This window comes from Streptomyces sp. BA2 (genome assembly GCF_009769735.1).
Taxonomy (GTDB): Bacteria; Actinomycetota; Actinomycetes; order Streptomycetales; family Streptomycetaceae; genus Streptomyces.
In genome coordinates this window covers 9,101,213-9,122,305 of sequence record NZ_WSRO01000002.1, presented here as the reverse complement: position 1 = coordinate 9,122,305, position 21,093 = coordinate 9,101,213, and the positions used below count along the sequence as shown (strand labels likewise).

Sequence of the window (21,093 nt, the reverse complement as noted above, 5' to 3'; positions counted from 1 at the left end):
CGCCACGAGAAGGACCTCGTCGCCTCCCACACGACGGTCGGGACGAAACCCCCTGCACCGGTACGCGACTCGGCACTTCCGTCGCCGGCAGGAATATCAGCACCGACAAACCATTCGGCGACGCAGGACACCGAGGACGCCCTGTTCGCGGCCGTGCTCCCACGGTCGATGCCGCGCGCCTGGGCGCACTCCCTTCGCGCGGTACGCCACCACCATGCAGCCACGACGCGCCTACCCGAGTGATCTGTCCGACGCCCGCTGGGAGTTGATCGAGCCGACCCTGTCAGGCTGGCGGGCCGAGCGCCGCAGCAGGGCGCTGGAGTTCGGTCGTCCACCAGAACACGAGCTGCGCGAGATCATGGACGCGATTCTGTACATGAACCGCACCGGGGTGCAGTGGCGCTATCTGCCGCACGATTTCCCGCCCTGGAAGACGGTCTACGGATACTTCGCCAAGTGGCAGAAGGACGAGGTGTTCGCCCAGCTCACCGGCCTGCTGGGCGAGTTGGTGCGGCAGCAGGAGGGCCGCGCGACGGGGCCGTCGGCCTGCTTGATCGACGAGGACGCCGGGGCTGGCGGCGCTCACCGGCTGCTCCGCCCGCGGGCCATGCCCACGGTGACGGCGGTGCCCAGTTGCCCGGACAGCACCGGGTCCTCGCCCCGAGCAGGTTGTTGTAGCCCTTGGCCCGTCCTTCCGCGCCGATGGCGGTGCCGATGTTCTTGACGAGGGCCGCTTCGAACGACGCCGCCTGGGCGATGGGGACGGGGAAGGCAGTGACTCCCTTCTCCCCGCGCAGTCCGGCGGAGGCATCCACCATGGTCAGAGCGGGGATGCCCAGGCCGGTCAGTGCTGTGAAGTCACAGCGGATGAGGGCTTCTTCTCGCGTGGCAGTCATCTTGGCGAGCAGTGCGTCGGCCCGCTCTTGGGGGGTGTCGGCTGCTTCTGCGGCGGCCTGGCCGGTCAGCAGAGGGGCCAGGCCGGCCCGCGACGGCGGTGAGGATGGCTGCGGATAGGAAGGTGCCGAGCCGTTCACGGCCTGTTTTGGCGCACGGTTAGGTGTCGCGCCCCACGACGTTGCTTCCGTACCGACAGGCGTTCTCGAGGGAAAACGCCTCAGTCAACGCTGGGGAAATTATGCGGGGTTGATCAGCGGGTCAACCCGTTGGTGGCGACGTCTTTCTTCCGCTTCTCTGACCAGGTACAGCCCCGGTCAGCCGCGTTGAAGCATTTCAATTCCGGCGTTCCGTCGGCACCATCGGCTCCATCGGCTCCATCGGCTCCATCGGCTCCACGAATGAGGGATATTCACTCGGCGCGTCCGCATGAGAGGTGAGCTGCGCTATCGGTCGGTTGCACGGGTCGGGCGGGCACTCCCGTGGCTGCGGAGCCTGGCCCTCCATGAGAGCCGCGCCCGTCTTTCTCACCGCGTGCCGGTGTCGTCCAGCTCCGCGGCGACACGCAGGGCGGCCTGCCTCAGCCAGATGTGGGTGGAGTCGTGCGTGTGGAGGGGATGCCACCACAGGGCTTCCTGGAGCGGCATCGCCTCGTAGGGAGGCTCCATGAGGCGTACGTCGGAGAGGCTGCACATCAGCATGGCCAGGCGCTTTTGGACCAGGGCGATCCGGTTGGTGCCGGCCACCATGAAGGGCAGCATGGCGAAGCTGTCGACCGAGACCTCGACGCGGGGCTCGATACCGAGCATGGCCAGTTGTCGTACGGCGGGCGCGTCGTAAGTGCGCTGGTAGGTCACCCAGGGCAGCTCGGCCAGTTGAGCCCGCGTGAGGCGGTCACCCACCTCGGTGTTGGACTCCGCCACCAGGAAGACCCACTCGTCACGGAAGAGGTCGGTGCGGGGCACGTCGCCGACCACGCCGTGCGGCATCAGCAGGCCGTCGGTCGTGCTGAGCAGGACTCCGAGATCCTCCACGACGGTCGTCGGTGTCTGCGTGAACCGGAGCCTGACGTGCGGGGCTTCGGCGTGCACGAGGCGGCCGAGAGCGGCGCCGAAGACCGCCACGGCGTAGTCGGAGGCGATCAGGGTGAAGGTGCGGCTCTCGGTGGCCGGATCGAAGTCGGCCTGGCTGCTGAACAGACGCTCCAGGATGTCGCATGCGGTCGAGGTGCGTTCCAGCAGAACTTGGCCCAGGGCGGTCAGTTCGTAGTGGCCGCCGGTGCGGGCCAGCAGGTCGTCGTCGAAGTGGCGGCGCAGCCGGGACAGCGCTGCGCTCATCGCGGGCTGGGACAGGCCCACGCGCTGGCCGGCGCGGGTGACGTTGCGTTCCTCCAGGAGAGCGCGCAGGGCGACGACGAGGTTGAGATCGAGGCTGGAGAGGTTCACGGGACCTTCATTCGGGCAAGACGCCAGAGGTATTCGTCTGATGGATAAAGAATATCCACAGAATCGATTTCCCTGATCAGGGGTGTGCGGGCCACATTAGTCACACCGCAAATCAGGAGGACATGTCCGTGAAACCCGAAGCCGCTCCCGCGCTCTTCTCCGGCCCCTATGCCCTGGGAACCGTCTCCGCCCCCGGCCAGAGTGCGTTTCCCGCGCTGATCCGCCGTGACGGCTCCGTGGCAGATCTGCGCCGCGCCCTCGACGACGCACCTCTGACGATGCGCGGCGTCATGGAGGACTGGGCCCGTCTGTCACCCGTCCTCGCCGAGCTGGCCGACCGTCCGTCCGGTGACGACCCGTTCGTACACGAGCTTCGGGTGCACGCACCGATCGAGCCGCGGCAGGTGCTGCAGTCCGGTGCCAACTACCGCCAGCACGTGATCGATCTGCATGTGGCCCACCGTGACGGCTCGGACGGGTTGAGCGCGGAGGAGGCCCGCGCCGAAGCCGCGCACATCATGGACCGGCGTGCCGCCGAGGATCTGCCGTACGTCTTCATCGGGCTACCGAGCTCGATCACCGGCCCGTTCGACGCCGTGGTGCTGCCCGCCTGGGCCAAGAAGCCCGACTGGGAACTGGAGTTGGCCGCCGTCATCAGCCGGCCCGCACACCAGGTTTCGATCGAGCAGGCGCTGGAGCACGTGGCCGGCTACACGATCGCCAATGACCTCACCGACCGGGCCACCGTCTTCCGTCGCGACATGCCGCAGATCGGCACCGACTGGCTGCGCAGCAAGAACGCGCCCGGCTTCACCCCGCTGGGCCCCTGGATCGTCCCCGCGCAGTCGGTTGCGGCCCTCGACGACCTGCAGCTCACGCTGCGGCTGAACGGCGAGACCATGCAGGACGAGTCGACCAAGGACATGATCTTCTCGGTTGCGCGGCTGATCTCCTACATCTCGCAGAGCGCGCAGCTGCTGCCCGGCGACCTGGTGCTGACCGGCAGTCCCGCGGGCAACGGCATGCACTGGGGTCGACTGCTGCGCGACGGCGACGTGATGGACGCGACCATCACCGGCCTCGGTGCCCAGCGCACGCGATGTGTGGCCGAGGTTCCCGCATGAGACTCGACCGCAACGATCCCGAGGGCGCGGTCGCCCAGGCCGCCAAGGCCTACTCGAACTGGGGGCGCTGGGGCGCCGACGACCGTCTGGGCACCCTGAACTTCCTCACCGAGGACAAGCGGCTGCAGGGCGCGGCCCTCATCCGCCGCGGCGTGAGCTTTTCCCTGGCGCAGCCCTTCGACATGAACGGCCCCCAGAAGGGATGGCGCAGGCGCACGAACCCGGTCCACACCATGCTGGACACCGGTGCGGACGCCGCGCTGGGCACCCAGGGACTGCCGCACGGCATCGGTGGCGCCGACGACGTGGTGGCGATGCCGCTGCAGTGCTCCACCCAGTGGGACGGCCTGGGGCACATCTTCGACCACGGCAAGGCATGGAACGGACGGGACGCCGCCACCACGGTCACCTCGGGCGGCGACCAGGTGACCGGCATCGAGCACATGGCCGCGCAGATCGCCGGTCGCGCCGTCCTGCTGGATGTCGGCCGGGCGATCGGCACCGACGGCGAGCTCACGGACGGGTTCGCCATCACCGGTGAACACCTGGAGGAGACCGCCCGCGCTCAGGGGGTGGGCGTCGAGCGGGGCGACATCGTGCTGGTGCGCACCGGCCAGTTGGCCCGGGTCCAGCGCGACGGCTGGGGTGAGTACGCCGGCGGGCCCGCTCCGGGCCTGTCGTTCACCACGGCCGAATGGCTGCACCGCAGCGAGATCGCCGCGATCGCAACGGACACCTGGGGATTTGAGGTCCGCCCCAACGAGTTCGAGGCCGCCTTCCAGCCCCTGCACCAGGTCGTGATCCCCAACATGGGCCTGCTCGTGGGCGAGATGTGGAACCTGGAGGCCCTCGCCGCCGACTGCGCCGCCGACGGCGTCTACGCGTTCTTCCTGGCAGCGCCGCCACTGCCCATCACCGGAGCGGTCGGCTCACCCATCAACCCGCTCGCCGTCAAGTAGTCACCGGGACACAAGTAGTCACCGGGACAAAGGAGTTCTTCCATGGCCCCCTCTCGCAAAGTCCTCGTGATCGGAGGCGGCGCGGCAGGCAACGCCCTGACCATCCTGCTGCGCCGGGCCGGCGTCGCGGTCGATCTCGTCGAGGCCAGGCAGGACTGGAATGCCACTGCCGGGTCCGGCATCACCCTGCAGGGCAACGCCCTGCGGGTGCTGCGCGATCTGGGCGTGTGGGAGCAGATCAGTGCGTCCGGCTACGGTTTCGGATCGGTCGGAATCACAGCGCCCGACGGCACCGTGCTGCACATCCAGGACGACCTCCGCACCGGCGGCGATGACCTGCCCGCCACCGTGGGCATGCAGCGCCCCCAGCTGCAGCAGGCCCTCATCGACGCGGTCCGCGCCAACGGCGCCACCATCCGTCTGGGCACCACCGCCACGATCGTCGGGCAGGACGACGACGGCGTCACCGTGCGCCTGAGCGACGGCCAAGAAGCCCGCTACGACCTCGTCGTAGCCGCCGACGGCCTGAACTCCGCCACCCGCGCCGCAATTGGCATCACCGACAAGCCCGAGCCCACCGGCATGGCGATCTGGCGAGTGACCGCACCGCGCCCCGAGGGCGTGACCCGCACCGACCTCGCCTACGGCGGCCCCGCCTACATCGTCGGCTACTGCCCCACCAGCGAAGACACGCTGTACGCCTACGTCGTGGAGGCCAACCGCGACCGGGCGACGCTCCCGCCCGAGACATACGCCGACGAGATGGTCCACCTTGCCTCCGCGTACGGCGGCTACTGGCCCGAGATCACCAAGACCATCACCGACCCCGCGCAGGTCAACTACACCTGGTTCGACCAGATGCTGGTGGAGGGCTCCTGGCACCGCGGCCGCGTCGTGCTCATCGGCGACGCCGCGCACTGCTGCCCGCCCACTCTCGCCCAGGGAGCGGCGATGTCCCTTGAGGACGCCGTGGTCCTGTCCGAGCTGCTGGCCGGCAGCGGCACCTGGGACGACACGCTGCTGAACGCTTACTACGAGCGGCGCATCGGGCGCGTGCGGGCGGTCGTCGAGGCGTCCGTACAGCTGGGCCAGTGGCAGCTCGACCAGGTCCGGGACGCCGATGTTCCCGGCCTGATGGCCCGCACCATGTCTCAGCTGCAGGAGCGCCCGTGACGCACACCGTCGATGTCCACGCCCATGTGCTGCTGCCCGAAGTGGAGCAACTGGTGGCCGGGCAGCCGGGGCTCGATGAGGCCAAGGCGCTGGATGCGCGGCGCAACGGTCCGGCCGCGCTCAAGATCAGCGGCGAGATGATCAGGGAGCGCTTCGCCCGCCTGACCGACGTCGGGGCCCGGCTGCGGGCCATGGACGAACAGCAGGTGGACGTCCAGCTGGTCAGCCCCTCCCCGTCGCACTACCACTACTGGGCCGGCGAGGAGCTCGCGCAGAAGGTGTTCCGCCTCGCCAACGAGGCCACCGCGGCGCACTGTTCGAGCGCGCCGTCGCGGCTGCGCGGCCTGGGTCTGGTGCCGCTGCAGCATCCACAGTTGGCCGTCGCGGCACTGGACCACGCGCTGGAGGCGGGGCTGCTGGGGGTGGAGATCTCCAGCCATGCTCCCGGGCGCGAGCTGTCCGACCCCGCCCTGGAACCGTTGTGGGTGCGAGCCGAGGAGACCGGGGCGCTGTTGTTCCTGCACCCCTTCGGCTGCACGTTGGATGAGCGCCTGGATCAGTGGTACCTGTCCAACTCGGTGGGGCAGCCCGCCGAGAACGCCATCGCCCTGTCCCATCTGATCTTTTCCGGCGTCCTCGACCGCCACCCCCGCCTGCGGATCATCGCGGCGCACGGCGGCGGCTACCTGCCCACCCACATCGGCCGCGCCGACCACGCCTGGCAGGCCCGCTCGGACGCAGGCGCCACCTGTGCCGATCTGCCCAGCAGCTACCTCACGCGCCTGTACTTCGACTCCCTCGTCCACGACCCGCACGTGCTGCGCGAGCTCGTGCGCGCAGCGGGGGCCGACCGGGTGCTGCTCGGCTCCGACTTCCCCTTCGACATGGGCTCCTCGGACCCGCTCGGGGCGCTGCGCGCCGCCCGCCTGGACGACGCCGGCTTCGAAGCCGTGCGCGGCGCCACCGCTTCCGCACTCCTCGATCTCTCCTGAAGGAGGACCACCATGACATCTCGCCTGCTGACCCATCTGCGGCACGTCGACCTCGCCGTGCCCGACTACGACAAGCAACTCGACTTCTACGCCGGCGTGTGGGGCCTGTCCAAGGTCGCCGAGGACTCCGGCATCTCGTTCCTGGCCGCCGAAGGATCACCTGAGCAGTACGTGGTGCGGCTGCGCAAGGCCGACGAGAAGCGCCTGGACCTGGTGTCCTACGGCGCCGCGTCCGCGGCGGACGTCGACACCCTGGCCGAGCGGCTGCTGGCCGGCGGCGTGCAACTGCTCGGCCGGCCGGGTGCGGTCGACACCCCCGGCGGCGGCTACGGCTTCCGGTTCTTCGACGTCGACGGGCGCACCATCGAGGTCCTGGCCGACGTCGCCGTGCGCCGGCACCGCAAGATCGAGGAGAAGGAGGCAATCCCGGTCAAGCTCTCCCACGTCGTCCTCAACTCCCCCGACCTGGACCGCACACGGCAGTGGTACGAGCAGCACCTGGGCTTCCGCCTCTCCGACACACTGTCCTCACCGCACATGGGCGAGGTCATGCACTTCATGCGGATCTCCAACCAGCACCACTCCATGGCCCTGGCCAAGGGTCCGCACACCGCCCTGCACCACATCTCCTTCGAGATGCGCGGCCTGGACGAGTACATGCGCGGCTCGGGCCGCGTGATGCGCGCCGGATTCCGGAAACTGTGGGGGCCCGGCCGCCACCTGGCCGGTGACAACACCTTCACCTACTTCCTCGACCCGCACGGCAACACCGTGGAGTACACCACCGAGCTGGAGCTCCTGGACGAGGACACCTGGCACCCGCACGTCTACGACTTCTCCCAGCCCGAGGTCACCGACCAGTGGGGCACCGCCAACGCGATGAACGAGATGGTCGCCAAGGAGTCCTTCAACGACGTCGACCACGGTGTGTTCATCGCCCCGCCGGTCTGACCGATCCGATCCAACTCCCGGGGGGCGCGCCGGTTTTATCCATGCCCTGATCAGAGCCCGCGCGCTCCCGGCTCCAAACAAAGGCAGCTGCCTCCTATGCGCTTTGTCACCTATCAGCACCACCATTCTGTGCGGGTCGCCGTCATCGAGTCGGGCGGCACCCTGTTCCCGCTTCCCGGGGCGCGGTCCCTGACCGAGGTCATCGCGGCCGGCGGCGGCCTGCCCTCCCTGCTCAGCCGGGGCGCGGAGGCACTGGAGGTGCCTCCCGGCCCGAACGTCGCCGATGTGCGGCTACTACCACCGTTCCAGCCCGCGTCCCTGCGCGACTTCGTGACCTTCGAGGAACACGTCGAGGGCGTGCGCCGCTCCGTCAGCGGGGCCAGCGGAGTGCCCGAGCAGTGGTACGAGGCACCGACGTTCTACTTCAGCAACCCCCACGCGGTGCTCGGCCCCGACGACGCCGTCCCCATACCGCCGGGCTCCTCCGCCTTGGACTTCGAACTGGAGGTGGCCGCCGTCATCGGCCGTGAGGGGCGTGACCTCACCCCCGAGCAGGCCCGCGACCACATCATCGGATACACGATCCTCAACGACTGGTCCGCACGCGACCTGCAGTCCGCCGAGATGAACATCGGCCTGGGGCCCTGCAAGGGCAAGGACACCGCCAACAGCATCGGCCCGTGCCTGGTCACCGCCGACGAGCTGGAGCCATACCGCGACAGTGAGGGGTTCTTGCGCCTAGGCCTGACCGCAGAGGTCAACGGCGAGGTCGTCGGCCGCGATCTGCTGTCCAACATGAGCTGGACGTTCGAGGAAATGGTCGCCTACGCCTCACGGGGAACCCGCGTCGTGCCGGGTGATCTGCTCGGGTCGGGGACCTGCGGCAACGGCGGCTGCCTCGCCGAACTGTGGGGCGTGCGCGGTGAACAGACCCCGCCGCCCCTCAAGCCCGGCGACACCGTCACGCTCACGGTGGAAGGCATCGGCACCCTGTCCGTGCCCGTGGTGCCCGGCGTGGAACCGGTTCCTCTTCCCGCGGGCCGACGCCGCCTTCGGGAGCGACGTCGCGCAGCCCGACGGTGACGTTGCTGAACATCGGATGCCGCGCGTCACGGGACCACAACACCAGGTTGCTGGGCTGGCCGAGCAGTGGCCAGGGTCCGGGCGGGCCTGCTCGGTCATGGTGATCATCTGCCCCAAGGCCTGGCCCGGGGAGCCGCCGCCCGCACCGGACAGGTTGCTGCTGGAGCGGCGCTGTCGCCCACGCCGTGGTTGGTCGGTGTCCACCCGGTGGGTGGCCGGGTGGACGTCGTCGCCGTCGGCGTTGGGCCACTGGTCCGGGACGGTGAGCCTTTGCAGCACCGACAGGTTCCAGTCCTCGTGGCAGATCAGCAGGACGGCGGCCGCCGTCTTCTCATTCACCGACGGGAGCAGCTGGGTGACCGCAAGCTGCAGGCTCCGCGCGCCGAGCCGACGCCGGCATTGCGCCTGCACCCAGCTGCGTACGGACCCGCTCGGCATCCGGGGCCATGCAGATCCTGCGCGCTCACCTCGACCGACTGCTCCCGGAGCTGGCGCCGAGCCCGGAAAAGCGGGCCGGTCAGGCCAACTGACCCGCCGAGTCGCGGCCTTCGGGGGAAGGGGTCAGAGGGCGGGGACGCGGGTGAGGCGTTCGCGCAAGGTGGCGGCGAACTCTTCCGCCCGCGCCAGCTGCGTACGCAGCTTCTCCACCTGTTCGGCCGCGTTCTGCTCGTAGCCGCGTACGCACTCCAGCAGGGCCTCGCGCTCGTTGGCCGCCAGTTCCTCGCCGGAGTCGAGGCGGTCGGTGGCCTCCAGCAGGTCGCGCATCTGGTCCAGGGTGAAGCCGAGCGGCTTCATCCGGCGGATCACCATCAGGCGGGAGACATCGGCCTCGGTGTAGAGGCGGAAGCCGCCCTGGGAACGGGCGGAGGGGATGACCAGACCGGTCTCCTCGTAGTGCCTAATCGTGCGCAGCGACAGCTCGGTCCGTGTGGCGACCTCGCCGATCTGCATGTGCTCGCTGCTCACGCGGGCGCCCTTCCTCTTCTGTCGCCAAGGCCACAGGCGGCCGATGTCGATCTCTACCGTAACGTTAGGGTAGAGTAAGTGATCGTCGGGGTCGGTTCCGTGCCGTCCCCGCCCTCTATGGTGCGGGTTCTTTCCGTGACCGTCAGCCGTGTCGGGGCCGACGATGCCCCCGGCGAAGACCGATGCCTGCAGGAGAGAGCGTGCGCATGCCCATGATGCCCAGCGCCGCCGCCTGCCCGCCGTGACCCTTCGCCCCTGAAGCACCCCTGAAGCAGCGCCCGGAGCCCTCGCTCGTACCCGCTGCCGCGTTCTGAACGTCAGCCCGCCGTACGCGGGCTCCGCGGATGGCCGCCCCGGCCCTCCGACGCCCTCCTGCACGCCCCGCAACGACGACGGGCGTGCCCGAGCACGACAGGTACCTGCTCTTGTCTATGTCCGCACCGTCCCCGGCCGCCCGGCTGCGCGGCTTGCGCCCCGACTGGCTGAACGACCCGAAGGTCTGGCGCACCGAGGTGCTCGCCGGTCTGGTGGTCGCGCTCGCGCTGATCCCCGAGGCGATCTCTTTCTCCATCATCGCCGGGGTCGACCCCGCGATCGGTCTGTTCGCCTCCTTCACCATGGCCGTGGTGATCTCGGTCGTCGGCGGGCGCCGCGCGATGATCTCCGCCGCGACCGGCGCCGTGGCCCTGGTCATCGCCCCGCTCAACCGCGAACACGGCCTCGGCTACCTGATCGCCGCAGTCATCCTGGCCGGCGTCTTTCAGATCATTCTCGGCGCGCTCGGCGTCGCAAAGCTGATGCGGTTCGTGCCGCGCTCGGTGATGGTGGGCTTCGTCAATGCCCTCGCCATCCTGATCTTCATGGCTCAGGTCCCCGAAATGCACGACGTGCCCTGGCCCGTCTACCCGTTGATCATCGGCGGCCTGGTGCTCATGGTGTTCTTCCCGAAGGTCACCAAGGTGATCCCGGCGCCGCTCGTGTCCATCGTGATCCTCACGGTGATCACGGTCGCCGCCGGGATCGCGGTGCCGACCGTCGGCGACAAGGGCGAGCTGCCCTCCTCCCTGCCCGTCCCCGGCCTGCCCGACGTGCCCTTCACGATGGACACCCTGACGACCATCGCCCCGTACGCGCTCGCCATGGCGCTGGTCGGCCTGATGGAGTCGCTGATGACGGCCAAGCTGGTCGACGACATCACCGACACCCACTCCTCCAAGACCCGCGAGTCGATCGGCCAGGGCGTCGCCAACATCGTCACCGGCTTCTTCGGCGGCATGGGCGGCTGCGCCATGATCGGCCAGACGATGATCAACGTGAAGGTGTCCGGAGCGCGCACTCGCCTCTCCACGTTCCTGGCAGGCTCGTTCCTGATGGTGCTGTGCATCGTCTTCGGCCCGGTCGTCTCCGACATCCCCATGGCCGCCTTGGTCGCCGTCATGGTGATGGTGTCCTTCGCGACCTTCGACTGGCACTCCATCGCGCCCAAGACGCTGAAGCGGATGCCTACCGGGGAAATCGCGGTCATGGTCATCACCGTGGTCTGCGTGGTCTCCACCGACAACCTCGCCATCGGCGTCGTCGTCGGATCCGTCACCGCCATGGTCATCTTCGCCAAGCGCGTCGCCCATCTCGCCCACGTCACCGCGGTCGCCGACCCCGACGGCAGCAGCATGGTCTACTCCGTCACCGGCGAGCTCTTCTTCGCCTCCTCCAACGACCTCGTCGGCCAGTTCAACTACGCCACCGACCCCGACAAGGTCGTCATCGATCTCACCGCCGCCCACATCTGGGACGCCTCCTCCGTCGCCGCCCTCGACGCGATCGAGACCAAGTACAAGCAGCGCGGCAAGACCGTCGAGATCATCGGGCTCAACCATCCCAGCGCCCAGATCCACGAAAGGCTCAGCGGCGAACTCACCGGCAGCCACTGACCAATTCATCGCACCAGGAAGGCCGCCCCGGAGTCACACGTCCGCGGTGGCCTTCGGCGCTTCTGGGCCGGGGCGCTCCCATGGATGCCCCTGGTCCGCTGCCGCAACGGCTTGGATCAGGCCAGGGAATCTGCGGGAGCGGATCGCCCAGACCAGGAGCATCTCCATCGTCGCAGGCAGTGGCCTGGCTACTGATGTTGGACGGGCGTGGGGAGCTGGCCGCGAGGCATGTGCGGCTGGTCGCGGCGGCGGTGGGGGTGTCACCGCGGGCGGTGAGGCGGTGGCTGGTCGCGGCCCGCCACCAGGAGGGGTGACGGGAAGAGCGGCGGTCTAGGAGGCCGCGACCGCAGCGTCGCCAACGACGGCACCGCGGCCACGTCCTTACCCTCCGCGCAGGCCGCGGCCGTCTCAGCTGCGCGCGCCCACCTCCTGACGCCCGCCGCCTGGCAGCACCTGCTCCGACTACGCGAGGAACCGCACACGCCGGATCGGTGAAGCCCTCACGCCCCAGCGACCGGGACACAAACCAGGCGGCCTCGACTTCCCCCAGACCGCCGCCAACAAATCCCATCCCGGCCACGCCCTACCCCCTGGCACCGACGACACCCAGCCCCACCCCCACCAGGCACGATCCGCCAACCACCAGCCACAACACATAAGTTAGGAGACACCCCTCCGACACCCGCCCCGCCGCTGCACTCCCCCGCCCCTCAGGAACCTGCACCAAACTGACCAGCGCCCCTGTAACTCACTGTCCCGACCACACATCACACCGATGACCCCAGCAAAACAACCCCCGGAGCAGGTGCCTACCCCACACCCGGGACACCCCATACAGACCAACAACGAACTCACTCAGATCCGCACGTGTGACGCCACAGACACAGCCCACGAGAAGGTAGATCGGAATGGCAGTGAAGGAACTCCGTCCCCATCAGCGAGAAGCCGTGGACGCGGTACTCCGTGCACTGGAACTGCCGGAACGATCAACTGTCCCTCCGCGCGGGCTCCGCACTCAGGTGATCATGGCGACCGGAACCGGCAAGACCCTCGTGGCCACCCGGGCCGCACAGGAGCTCCGCGCAGGCCGTGTGCTGGTGCTCGTACCCTCACTGGACCTGCTCGCCCAGACCGAGACCGCATGGCGTGAGGGAGGCCGCCGGGGGCCAATGATCGGGGTGTCCTCGCTGCGGGGCGAGGAAGCGGTATTCCCCAACACCACGGACGTGGACGAGCTGGTGGAATGGACGCGGGGCCTGGACAGGGTGACCGTGTACGCCACGTACGCCAGCCTCGGAATGGGCACGCTGGAGCGGGCGCACGCTGCGGGTTTGGAGGCTTGGGACCTGATCGTCGTGGACGAAGCCCACCGCGTTTCGGGCCGGATCGGCAAGCCCTGGGCGGTCGTCCACGACAACCAGAAGATCCCCTCCCTGCGCCGCCTCTACATGACGGCCACGCCCCGGCTGTGGCAGCTCGGAGACGAGGACGAGGCCGGCGCACCCGGCGAGCTGGTCGCCAGCATGGACGACAACCCCGACGGGCCCTTCGGCAGCAGGGCGTTCACGTTGACGCTCTCGGAGGCCATCGACCGGGGAATCTGCGCCCCCTACCAGGTCGTCTGCGTGGACGTCACCGACACCGCGCTCCAAGCCGCGCAGCTCCTGGGTGCGGAGGGGCGGTCGGCTGAGGTGCGTGGGGCGCGGCTGGCTGCTCTGCAGACCGCGTTGGTGAAGGCGTCGGCCGAGGAGGGCTTTGGCCGCACGCTGGTCTTCCACCATGTCGTCAAGGAAGCCGAAGCGTTCGCGGCCGGTCTCCCTGGCGTCGCTGCGCAGTTGCACGCCGGCGATCCGGCGCTGTATCCGAAGACGGTCTGGGCCGATTGGCTGTGCGGTGAGCACAAGCCGCTCCACCGGCGGCGTGTACTCAAGGAGTTCGCCGCCGGGATCGCCACGGACGGCACTGTGGTGGAGAAGGGGTACCTGGGATCCGTGAAGGTTCTCGGGGAGGGGGTAGATACCCGAAATTGTGACTCCGTCTACTGGGCGGATGTGCGCGGCTCCATGCCCGACCTGGTCCAGGCCGTCGGTCGCGCGCTGCGGATGCAGCCGGGCGATGGCAAGGTGGCCTCGCTTGTGGTGCCGGTGCTGCTGGGGCCGGGTGAGACAGCGGACAACATGCTCACCAGCCGGGCGTACGGCGGCCTCGCGAAGCTGCTTGAAGCGCTCAGGGCGCACGACACCCGGGTCGTGGAACAGCTCGCCGAGCAACAGGCACAAAGCAGTGTCCGAGGCGTTCAAAGCCGCAGCGGAGAGGAAGGCGAGGGAGCCGAGAGCGACCGAAGCGACTGGCTGTCGGTGCCGGCCCGGCAGTTGCTGAAGTTCAGCACACCGCGCGACCCCGAGCAGCTGGCAGCGTTCATCAACCTGCGCGTACTCAACCCCGAACACCAACACTGGCGGCGCGGCATCGAAGCCGCCGCCATCTACGCCCGCCAGCACGGCGACCTGAAAGTGCCGTTCACCTACCGCGTGCCCAAGAGCGGGGACCAGGAGGCGGAACCCGAGGGGTGGCCGGCCTCGCTCGCCGGGTTTCCACTTGGGCAGTGGATCGCCGACGCAAGGCGGTTCTACGCCCGGGGTGACATGGACGGGGACCGCATCGAGCAGCTGGAGAAGCTCGGCATGGTCTGGTCGCACTTCGACGTCGCGTGGGAGGAGGGACTGGCCGCCGCGCGCGGATGGGCCGCCGAACACGGGCACCTCCTGGCGCCGCTGGACGCCACCTTCCAGGGCGCTGCGGTGGGCATCTGGTTGAAGAATGCGCGGGCCGCCGCCCGGAAGGCGCAGGAGGTCGAGCAGCGGCGTGCGGAGGGGCTATCGGTGGAGTCGTCGGCCGGGGCGCTGTCGGACGAGCGGCGTGAGCAGTTGGAGGAGATTGACGCGTCTTGGTGCCCGTCGTGGCCGGTGACGTGGCAGCGGTGCTTCCACCTGGTCCGGATGCACCTGGACGCGGGCGAGGCGCTGCCCACCGAGGCGGGCGAGGTCCTGCGCCAGGGCGAGGACCTCGGGCGGTGGGTGAAGACGGTCAGGCTCGGATGGGACCAACTCACCACCGTCCAGCAATGGATGTGCGAACACGTCCTCGGAATCACACCCGCGACCGAAGACGAGAAGCCGAAACCGCGGACCAGCCAGGCCGACAAGTGGAACGCCAACCTCGCCGCCGCCCGACAGTTCTACGAACGCGAGGGCCACCTGCACGTCCCCCGCAAACACGTCGAGACGGTGCTCTCCGGGGACGGCTCGGAGCTCCAGTTCGGTCTGGGGGCATGGGTCAGCAACCAGCGCAGCCGGGCCGCGACGCTCTCACCGGAGCGGATGGAGCAGCTGTCTCAGATCGGCATGCGCTGGGCATAGCGCACGTGAAAGTAGGCCCGTGGCGCAAGTGAACTCCGGTCCGGGAAAGGCATGACGCTCCGGCGGGCGGCAGGCTCACCTGAAGCTGGTCGCGGCGGTAGCGGTTGCGCCAGGCGCGTACGGCCTGGGCGGTGTAGGCGGTCAGGGCGGGCGAGGCGGCAGAGTCGGTGCCGGTCTCGATGACGGTGCCGTTGAAGGTGCGGCGGCCTTCACCGGCCGCGCAGCGGCGGGGCCCGTGAAGGCCAGGGATCGACGAGGACCGCGACCTGTGCAGCACCCGCGCCGAAGCGCTCATCTCCCCTGTCCCGGACCGGGCGGCCCGTCATCGGAGCAGGCCGCGTACGTGCCGGCATCAGAGGACGCCACGGCGGTGGGATCTTCATGCCATGTCCGGCCTGTCAGTGTGCCCTTGTAGCTTCCCGCTCATGACAACTGACTTGGCCCATGACCCGCGCCCGATCTTCGCCAGGGCACTTGATCAAGCCGGGAAGCAGGTCGCGGCGGTGCGCCCCAGTGAGCTGAGCAGCCGCACTCCCTGTGCCGATTACGACGTTCGCGCGCTGCTCGGGCATGTCGTCTCAGTGCTGCACAAGCTCGTCCGTGTCGGCACCGGGGGCGATGCGCGCGAGGTCCCCGATGTGCTCGAGGGCATTGCCGACGACGGCTGGGCAAGCGCATTTGCCCGGGCTCGCAGCGAGGTCGAGCGGGTGTGGGCCGACGACGACAAGCTCGACCGCATGGTCGAACTTCCGTGGGCCACACTGCCCGGCCGGACCGCTCTCGACGCCTACACCCGGCTGGCCGCCTACCTGGGGTGCCGACCATAGAAGGAGGGCCCCAGCTCCGCTCGATCAGCAGGACGAGAACGGGAGGCCACCAGAGCGGCGGTCGCTCGTCAGCAGTACGACGCCTGCGGTGTACCGGATGGTCTCGGCCGGCGTGTGGTCGGTCATCGGGATACTCCTCCAATCTAGCCACCAGCTAGGTGGTGCTGTCCCACCGCAGACCACCCTCGTCCTAGAGGACCCGCATGTGTCCGTTCAGGGGCCGGTTGGCCTCCAGCGCTTCCACGACTGCTTCCAACAGCTCCGCGAGCGAAGACCACCCGCGCCCAGGAGGGAACACGCTGTGGCCTAGTTCATCGCGTGTCCCCACCCGGCCTTGCTGTGCGCAGTTATTGCAAGAAGCTGTCAACGGGAGCCGCGTCGTATTCCGTCGCGCCCGCCGTGGTGATGCCGCTGGCCGAGCCGGGCAGCCGCAGAGAGTCGAAGGCGCTCAGATGCAGGTCGGCTCTTCCGTCGCCGTTCGTGTCGCGCAGCCGTACCAGGCCACCGAACTGGTCGTCAGCCGCCAACGGGCCTGGCACGCCAGGGGTGTTGCGGGCGAACCACTGCGAACCGGCACCGGACAGGCCGCTCGACCGCCCCTTGAAGACGTGCACGCCGCCCGCGTAGTCCTGGCCGTCGATCTCCTCGCCCCGCACGCCGACCGCGAGATCCGCGTAGCCGTCGCCGTTGACGTCGCCCGCCGAGACGGATGAACCGAACTCGTCGTAGTTCTCCGGGGATCCCGCGACGCCACTCGTCGACTGGGTGAGGCGGGCGCTTTGGGACGGGCCACTGGTGGCGCCGTACCAGACACTGACGCGGCCCTTGTGCTTCGAGTGGAGAGACGTGCCGATGGCGATGTCGCCGTAGCCGTCCTTGTCGAAGTCGGCGATGACACCGTCACCGCCGCGCTCGGAGCTGCCGCCGTTGCCGGACTGGGACTCCAGGCGCAGGCTCTTGCCCGGCGTGAGCGAGCTCGCGCCGCCCTTGATGAACCAAGCGTCGGACGCGATGGATTCGGAGCTCACCACGTCACCGATGATCGCGAGGTCGGTCTTCTTGTCGCCGTTGACCTTGCCGGAGATCAGGGCCGAGGCGTAGAAGGACGTCGTCTTGTCGAGCTTGGTCACGGTGCCCGTGGTGCCGGAGCGCTTGAGCGGGCCGCGGTAGACGTAGGTCATGGATTCGTTGATGACGGCCAGGTCCTGCTTGCCGTCCCCGTTGAAGTCGCCGGTCGCCAGGTCCTTGCCCATGTAGTTGTTGCGGCCCGGGTTCTTGTTCGGGAGAGTCGTGCCCTTGGACAGGCCGGAGGCCGAGCCCCACAGGACCGTCACAGCGCCCTGGTCGGCACCGTGGGAGCCGTTCTCGCCGGTCGCCGCCACCGCGAGGTCGCCGTATCCGTCACCGTCGAAGTCCGCGGCGGCCCGTACCTCGCCGAACATGTCATCGGCCTCATCGGCGCCAGGCACGCCGGGGCTCGCCTGGGTGATGCGCTGCTGTGTGGCGCCGGGCCCGGTGGCGGTCCCGAAGACCACCGTGACGCCACCGCCCCCTCTGGCGCTGAAGCTCGAGTACGCGTAGTCGCGGTAGCCGTCGCCGTTGAAGTCGTCGCCGTGCTTCGCGGGCGCGGCGCTCGCTGCCACGGCGGGCAGGGTGAGAGGGACGAGGCCCGCCACCAGGAAGGTGGCGAGCGTCGTCGTTGTGCGTATCTGCATTTGTTTTGGGGTTCCTTGTGAGCCGAAGCGTGGTGAAAGTGAAGAGGCGGAGATGGTGGGTAAGTCGGCGACCTGGGCACCGATGGGTGCGTGGTCAAGTGGTGCGTGGTCAAGTGCTGCATGGGGGGGCACCGCGCCGTTCACCGGAAGTCGTCCCGAGTGACGCGTGGGGGCGGCGAACAAGAGACCGCTGGCGGCGTCGAAGGGTTGTACGTGGGCGCAAAGGAACGTCGTAAGTGCTTGGCAGGGCCTGTCTTTTGGACCCCGCCGTCCGCGCGGAGAGCGATCGGCGGGCGGGCGGGCCGGGTGTCGGGGCGCAAGCGGGGATTCAAAAACCAGGCTCTCGACGGGCCGGCATGGCAGTCGCCCCGGCACGCGTGGTCGCCACGTTCACTGAGGCCAACGCCTGGCTGTGGTCCAGCATCACTGCCGACCAACCGGGCTCCCGGTCCGGCTCCCTCCGGGACTCAGCGCTGCACTCAGTGGACGTTAAGTCCGTTTCTGGTAGCGGCCTCGTCCGGGTTGGGTGAGGAAGCCTTGACGTAGGAGGCGTGCGAGGCGGCTTCGGGTGATGTTGACGGTTGCCTCGTCGATGGGCATGTCGAGGAGTTCGTGCAGTTCACGGGCCCGGAACGCCTGGTCGGGTGCTGGTTGAAGGCGTTCACGATGGCCTGGTAGGCGGTGCTCATGTCGGTCGGGGTCGGGCCGGGTCCGGTGGCTTCCGGAGCGGTTTGCTCGATGGCCTTCCGGGCGATGTCCAGCTCCGTGAGCCGGGCTCCGGTCTCGGCCAGGGCGGCGGTGAGGTGGTCGATCTGCTCCTGGAGTTCTTCGGCGCGGGCGGTGGCCGCCTCGTGCCGGGTCAGGATGTCGGCGAGGAGTTGGGTGACGTTCACGCTGCCAGCCCGAGGTCGTCGCGCCAGGCGGGGCTCCGTGTCGTCAGGCGGCGTGCCATGTTCGATGTGGAGGCCCAGTAGACGCGTGAGGCCGAGGTGTCGGGCCGGTGGTCGTACTCGCGGGCCAGGCGCCGGTGCAGCAGCAGGGTCCCGTTCACCTGCTCCACGACCGCTTGGACTGCGGGACGAAGCCTTTGCCCTTGTCGTCGGGGTTGCGGCGGACGATCTCGACGTCGATGTTCTACAGGACGCCGTGGATGACAACCTCGTCCTTGAAGCCCTGGTCCACCAGGGCCTTCTCCAGCCGGTTCCCGCAGCGTTTGGCGGCCTGGTCGAGCAGGGCCGTGCCGGCGGCGTTGTCGTGGGCGGAGGCCGGCAGGACGACGCCGCCGATGACCAGCCCCAACACGTCCACGGCCAGTCCGCGCTTGCGCCCGGACACCTTCTTGTTGACGTCCAGTCCCGTCGTGGTCTTGGGGACGCCGGCCGCCGTCCGGTTCTGGTAGAAGATCGCGTTCACGACCTCCCGGAGGTCGCAGGACCCCGGGTCCCCGGTCGCCGACCACACCACCCGGTCCTGCTTCCAACCCGTGATCATCGGCTCCAGCAGGGCCCACTGTTCGTCCGATAAGTCGCTCGGATACGGCTCTCTGCCCATCCCCCGCACCCCAGCATGTCCATGACGAACATCGGGCTCGCGCAACGGTCAGTCACACGATCGAGCGATCACGAACCGAGAAAGGTCAGCCTTAACGTCCACTCAGAGGCAGACGAATCGGTGGGGACTGAGTTGCCCCTCGGCTGGTGGCGAAACCGCTTTCCCCCATGACCATCGGGCTCAGAATGATCTGCATGACGATGACACGGGTGATCACACAGCAGGCCATCGGTGGCTCCGATGTGCTGGAACTCGCCGAGATACCCCTGCCTTCGCCGGGCCCCGGCGAGGTCCTGGTCCGGGTACGAGCCACCGGCATGAACCCCGCAGACTGGAAGGTCCGCATCGGCAAGGTGGACTTCTTCGGCCCGCCGCCGTTCGTGCTCGGCCACGAGTTCAGCGGCACGGTGGAGGCCGTCGGCGAGGGCGTCACTCGCTTCGCGGTGGGCGAGGAAGTCTACGGCTGGACCCTCCCGCCACACGGCAGCCACGCCGACCACGTGGTGGTCACCGAGGACCGGATCGCGCCCGAGCCACGCACCCTCGACCACGTCGGCGCCGCTGCCCTGCCAATCTCCGGCTTCACCGCCTACCAGGCCCTGGTCACCCTCTCCGACCTACAGCCCGGCCAGCGAGTGCTGATCCACGGCGCGGCCGGCGGCCTCGGCCACCTCGGCGTACAGATCGCCAAGGCCCGGGGCGCGTACGTTATCGGCACGGCCCGCGCCGCCAAGCACGACTACCTGCGCGGACTCGGCGCCGACAAGCTGATTGACTACATGGTGGAAAACTTCTCGGCCCTACGCGGCATCGACGCGGTGCTGGACACCATCAGCAACGAATACGGCCCGCGCTCGCCGCCCACCCTCAAGCCAGGCGGCATCCTGGTCGACGTCGTCGGCGTCGGCGTGGACCGCACCGAGGTGACGGCACGCGCCGCTGAACTCGGCATACGGTTCGTGGAGTTCTTCCTGGAGCCGACCCCCGCCGTGCTGACCGCCTTCGCCGAACTCGTCGACACCCACGGCGTACGCCCCACGATCTCCGAGACCTTCCCGCTCACCGAGTGCGCCAAGGCCCACGAGCTCAGCGAAACCGGCCGGGTACAGGGCAAGATCGTCCTCGTGCCCTAGGGCATGTGTCGAAAGTGGATCTTAAACGCGAGATGATCTTGATCTGTGGAGCGTGGAGATCTGACGGACGAACAATGGACCGCGCTAGAGCTGCTGTTGCCGAAGGGCAAGAAGCCTGTTCGGCCACCGATCTGGACCCGGCGGCAGCTGATCGACGGCATACGCTTCCGGGTCCGTACCGGCATCCCGTGGCGGGACTTGCCCGAGGAGTACGGGCCGTGGGGCCGGGCGTACGACCTGTTCCGCCGCTGGCAGCGCAACGGCACCTGGCAGCGCATCTTCACCGAACTCCAGGCCCGGGCCGATGCGAAGGACCTGATCACCTGGGATATCAACGTCGACTCCACCGTCTGCCGGGCCCACCAGCACGCCGCCGGAGCGCGGGAAAGGGGGACCTTCAGAAGGAGCCGCCTGGCGGTGTCGCCGTCGAGCCCGACGGCCACGGCCTCGGGCGTTCGCGCGGCGGCCTGACCACCAAGCTGCACCTCGCCGTCGAGCAGGGGCAGAAACCCATGTCCATCGTGATCACCGCCGGGCAGCGCGGGGACTCCCCGCAGTTCGAGGCCGTCCTGGGCCGCATCAGGGTGCCGCGGCTGGGGTCCGGCAGACCGCGCACCCGGCAGCGGCGGGTGCGCGCCGACAAGGCGTACTCCTCCCGCAAGAACCGTGCTCACCTGCGGCGTCGCGGGATCCGCTGCACCATCCCGGACAAGGCCGATCACATCCGCAACCGCAAGAAGCACGGCTCGCGCGGCGGCCGCCCGCCGAGGTTCGACAAGATCGACTATCGCGAGCGGCACGCGGTGGAGTGCGGCATCAACCGCCTCACAAGGCACCGGGCAGTGGCCACACGTGCCACACGCTACGAGAAACTCGCCGTCCGCTACGAAGCAACCGCCCTCATAGCGGCCATCAACGAGTGGCTGTGAC

15 protein-coding genes and 2 pseudogenes are annotated in these 21,093 nt (G+C 68.9%); 12 read left to right on the top strand and 5 right to left on the bottom strand.

The window, feature by feature from the left end; translation table 11 throughout:
* Nucleotides 1-214: 214 nt before the first annotated feature.
* A pseudogene (locus E5671_RS43715) lies at nt 215-559 on the top strand (transposase); the annotation flags it as partial.
* A gap of 862 nt (nt 560-1,421) precedes the next feature.
* Here E5671_RS43715 and E5671_RS43705 read toward each other — a convergent pair.
* The gene (locus tag E5671_RS43705) at nt 1,422-2,339 is read right to left on the bottom strand and encodes a LysR family transcriptional regulator (RefSeq protein ID WP_160509732.1); all 918 of its coding nucleotides are present in this window, start codon (nt 2,337-2,339) and stop codon (nt 1,422-1,424) included.
* A gap of 122 nt (nt 2,340-2,461) precedes the next feature.
* On the opposite strand from E5671_RS43705, the gene E5671_RS43700 reads away from it, so the two are divergent.
* The 6 genes from E5671_RS43700 (at nt 2,462) to E5671_RS43675 (ending at nt 8,621) form a co-directional block, all read left to right on the top strand.
* Entirely contained in the window at nt 2,462-3,463 is a 1,002-nt protein-coding gene (locus tag E5671_RS43700; protein WP_160509731.1) for a fumarylacetoacetate hydrolase family protein, read from the top strand.
* Complete coding sequence (locus tag E5671_RS43695) at nt 3,460-4,422, top strand: cyclase family protein (RefSeq protein WP_160509730.1); 963 nt, start codon at nt 3,460-3,462, stop codon at nt 4,420-4,422. Before E5671_RS43700 ends, E5671_RS43695 begins: the two co-directional genes overlap by 4 nt.
* 42 nt (nt 4,423-4,464) lie before the next feature.
* Entirely contained in the window at nt 4,465-5,595 is a 1,131-nt protein-coding gene (locus E5671_RS43690) for an FAD-dependent oxidoreductase (RefSeq protein WP_160509729.1), read from the top strand.
* A complete protein-coding gene (locus E5671_RS43685) occupies nt 5,592-6,587 on the top strand; it encodes an amidohydrolase family protein (RefSeq protein WP_160509728.1) in 996 nt (331 codons plus the stop codon). Before E5671_RS43690 ends, E5671_RS43685 begins: the two co-directional genes overlap by 4 nt.
* Nucleotides 6,588-6,599: 12 nt before the next feature.
* Entirely contained in the window at nt 6,600-7,538 is a 939-nt protein-coding gene (locus tag E5671_RS43680; protein WP_160509727.1) for a VOC family protein, read from the top strand.
* Nucleotides 7,539-7,634: 96 nt separating this feature from the next.
* Nucleotides 7,635-8,621 carry a fumarylacetoacetate hydrolase family protein gene (locus tag E5671_RS43675; RefSeq protein ID WP_160509726.1) on the top strand — a complete coding sequence of 329 codons (987 nt, stop codon included), beginning with the start codon at nt 7,635-7,637 and terminating at the stop codon, nt 8,619-8,621.
* A gap of 561 nt (nt 8,622-9,182) precedes the next feature.
* Here E5671_RS43675 and E5671_RS43670 read toward each other — a convergent pair.
* Nucleotides 9,183-9,587 carry a MerR family transcriptional regulator gene (locus tag E5671_RS43670; RefSeq protein WP_336606015.1) on the bottom strand — a complete coding sequence of 135 codons (405 nt, stop codon included), beginning with the start codon at nt 9,585-9,587 and terminating at the stop codon, nt 9,183-9,185.
* Between the two features lie 431 nt (nt 9,588-10,018).
* On the opposite strand from E5671_RS43670, the gene E5671_RS43665 reads away from it, so the two are divergent.
* From E5671_RS43665 to E5671_RS43655, 3 genes are all read left to right on the top strand, one after another.
* Nucleotides 10,019-11,518: a SulP family inorganic anion transporter gene (locus E5671_RS43665; RefSeq protein WP_202121488.1), complete on the top strand. Its 1,500-nt coding sequence runs from the start codon at nt 10,019-10,021 to the stop codon at nt 11,516-11,518.
* A gap of 908 nt (nt 11,519-12,426) precedes the next feature.
* Complete coding sequence (locus E5671_RS43660) at nt 12,427-14,937, top strand: DEAD/DEAH box helicase (RefSeq protein WP_160509724.1); 2,511 nt, start codon at nt 12,427-12,429, stop codon at nt 14,935-14,937.
* A gap of 425 nt (nt 14,938-15,362) precedes the next feature.
* A complete protein-coding gene (locus tag E5671_RS43655; protein ID WP_202121487.1) occupies nt 15,363-15,764 on the top strand; it encodes a maleylpyruvate isomerase N-terminal domain-containing protein in 402 nt (133 codons plus the stop codon).
* Between the two features lie 347 nt (nt 15,765-16,111).
* Here the strand turns inward: E5671_RS43655 and E5671_RS43650 are convergent, their stop codons facing one another.
* The 3 genes and pseudogenes from E5671_RS43650 to E5671_RS43640 form a co-directional block, all read right to left on the bottom strand.
* The gene (locus tag E5671_RS43650) at nt 16,112-17,479 is read right to left on the bottom strand and encodes an FG-GAP and VCBS repeat-containing protein (RefSeq protein WP_160509723.1); all 1,368 of its coding nucleotides are present in this window, start codon (nt 17,477-17,479) and stop codon (nt 16,112-16,114) included.
* Nucleotides 17,480-17,958: 479 nt separating this feature from the next.
* Nucleotides 17,959-18,372: a hypothetical protein gene (locus E5671_RS43645; RefSeq protein WP_237330381.1), complete on the bottom strand. Its 414-nt coding sequence runs from the start codon at nt 18,370-18,372 to the stop codon at nt 17,959-17,961.
* Nucleotides 18,369-19,030: pseudogene (locus E5671_RS43640) on the bottom strand (transposase). The gene E5671_RS43645 and the pseudogene E5671_RS43640 overlap by 4 nt, the downstream one beginning before the upstream one ends.
* A 194-nt stretch (nt 19,031-19,224) precedes the next feature.
* Here E5671_RS43640 and E5671_RS43635 point away from each other — a divergent pair.
* Together E5671_RS43635 and E5671_RS43630 are read left to right on the top strand one after the other, a co-directional pair.
* Entirely contained in the window at nt 19,225-20,163 is a 939-nt protein-coding gene (locus tag E5671_RS43635) for an NADP-dependent oxidoreductase (RefSeq protein WP_160509722.1), read from the top strand.
* Between the two features lie 45 nt (nt 20,164-20,208).
* Nucleotides 20,209-21,092, top strand: a protein-coding gene (locus tag E5671_RS43630) for an IS5 family transposase (protein ID WP_443032769.1) whose coding sequence is annotated in 2 segments (ribosomal slippage) — nt 20,209-20,575 and nt 20,575-21,092 — 885 coding nt in all. Because the reading frame shifts where the segments join, the coding sequence is not laid out codon by codon here.
* Nucleotide 21,093 lies beyond the last annotated feature (1 nt).

What these genes read in the sequence shown, in the direction of transcription:
- E5671_RS43700 (WP_160509731.1), top strand. Translation starts at nt 2,462, where the DNA reads ATGTCCGTGAAACCCGAAGCCGCTCCCGCGCTCTTCTCCGGCCCCTAT.
- E5671_RS43695 (WP_160509730.1), top strand. Translation starts at nt 3,460, where the DNA reads ATGAGACTCGACCGCAACGATCCCGAGGGCGCGGTCGCCCAGGCCGCC.
- E5671_RS43690 (WP_160509729.1), top strand. Translation starts at nt 4,465, where the DNA reads ATGGCCCCCTCTCGCAAAGTCCTCGTGATCGGAGGCGGCGCGGCAGGC.
- E5671_RS43680 (WP_160509727.1), top strand. Translation starts at nt 6,600, where the DNA reads ATGACATCTCGCCTGCTGACCCATCTGCGGCACGTCGACCTCGCCGTG.
- E5671_RS43675 (WP_160509726.1), top strand. Translation starts at nt 7,635, where the DNA reads ATGCGCTTTGTCACCTATCAGCACCACCATTCTGTGCGGGTCGCCGTC.
- E5671_RS43665 (WP_202121488.1), top strand. Translation starts at nt 10,019, where the DNA reads ATGTCCGCACCGTCCCCGGCCGCCCGGCTGCGCGGCTTGCGCCCCGAC.
- E5671_RS43660 (WP_160509724.1), top strand. Translation starts at nt 12,427, where the DNA reads ATGGCAGTGAAGGAACTCCGTCCCCATCAGCGAGAAGCCGTGGACGCG.
- E5671_RS43655 (WP_202121487.1), top strand. Translation starts at nt 15,363, where the DNA reads ATGACAACTGACTTGGCCCATGACCCGCGCCCGATCTTCGCCAGGGCA.
- E5671_RS43650 (WP_160509723.1), bottom strand. Translation starts at nt 17,479, where the DNA reads ATGCAGATACGCACAACGACGACGCTCGCCACCTTCCTGGTGGCGGGC.
- E5671_RS43635 (WP_160509722.1), top strand. Translation starts at nt 19,225, where the DNA reads ATGACGATGACACGGGTGATCACACAGCAGGCCATCGGTGGCTCCGAT.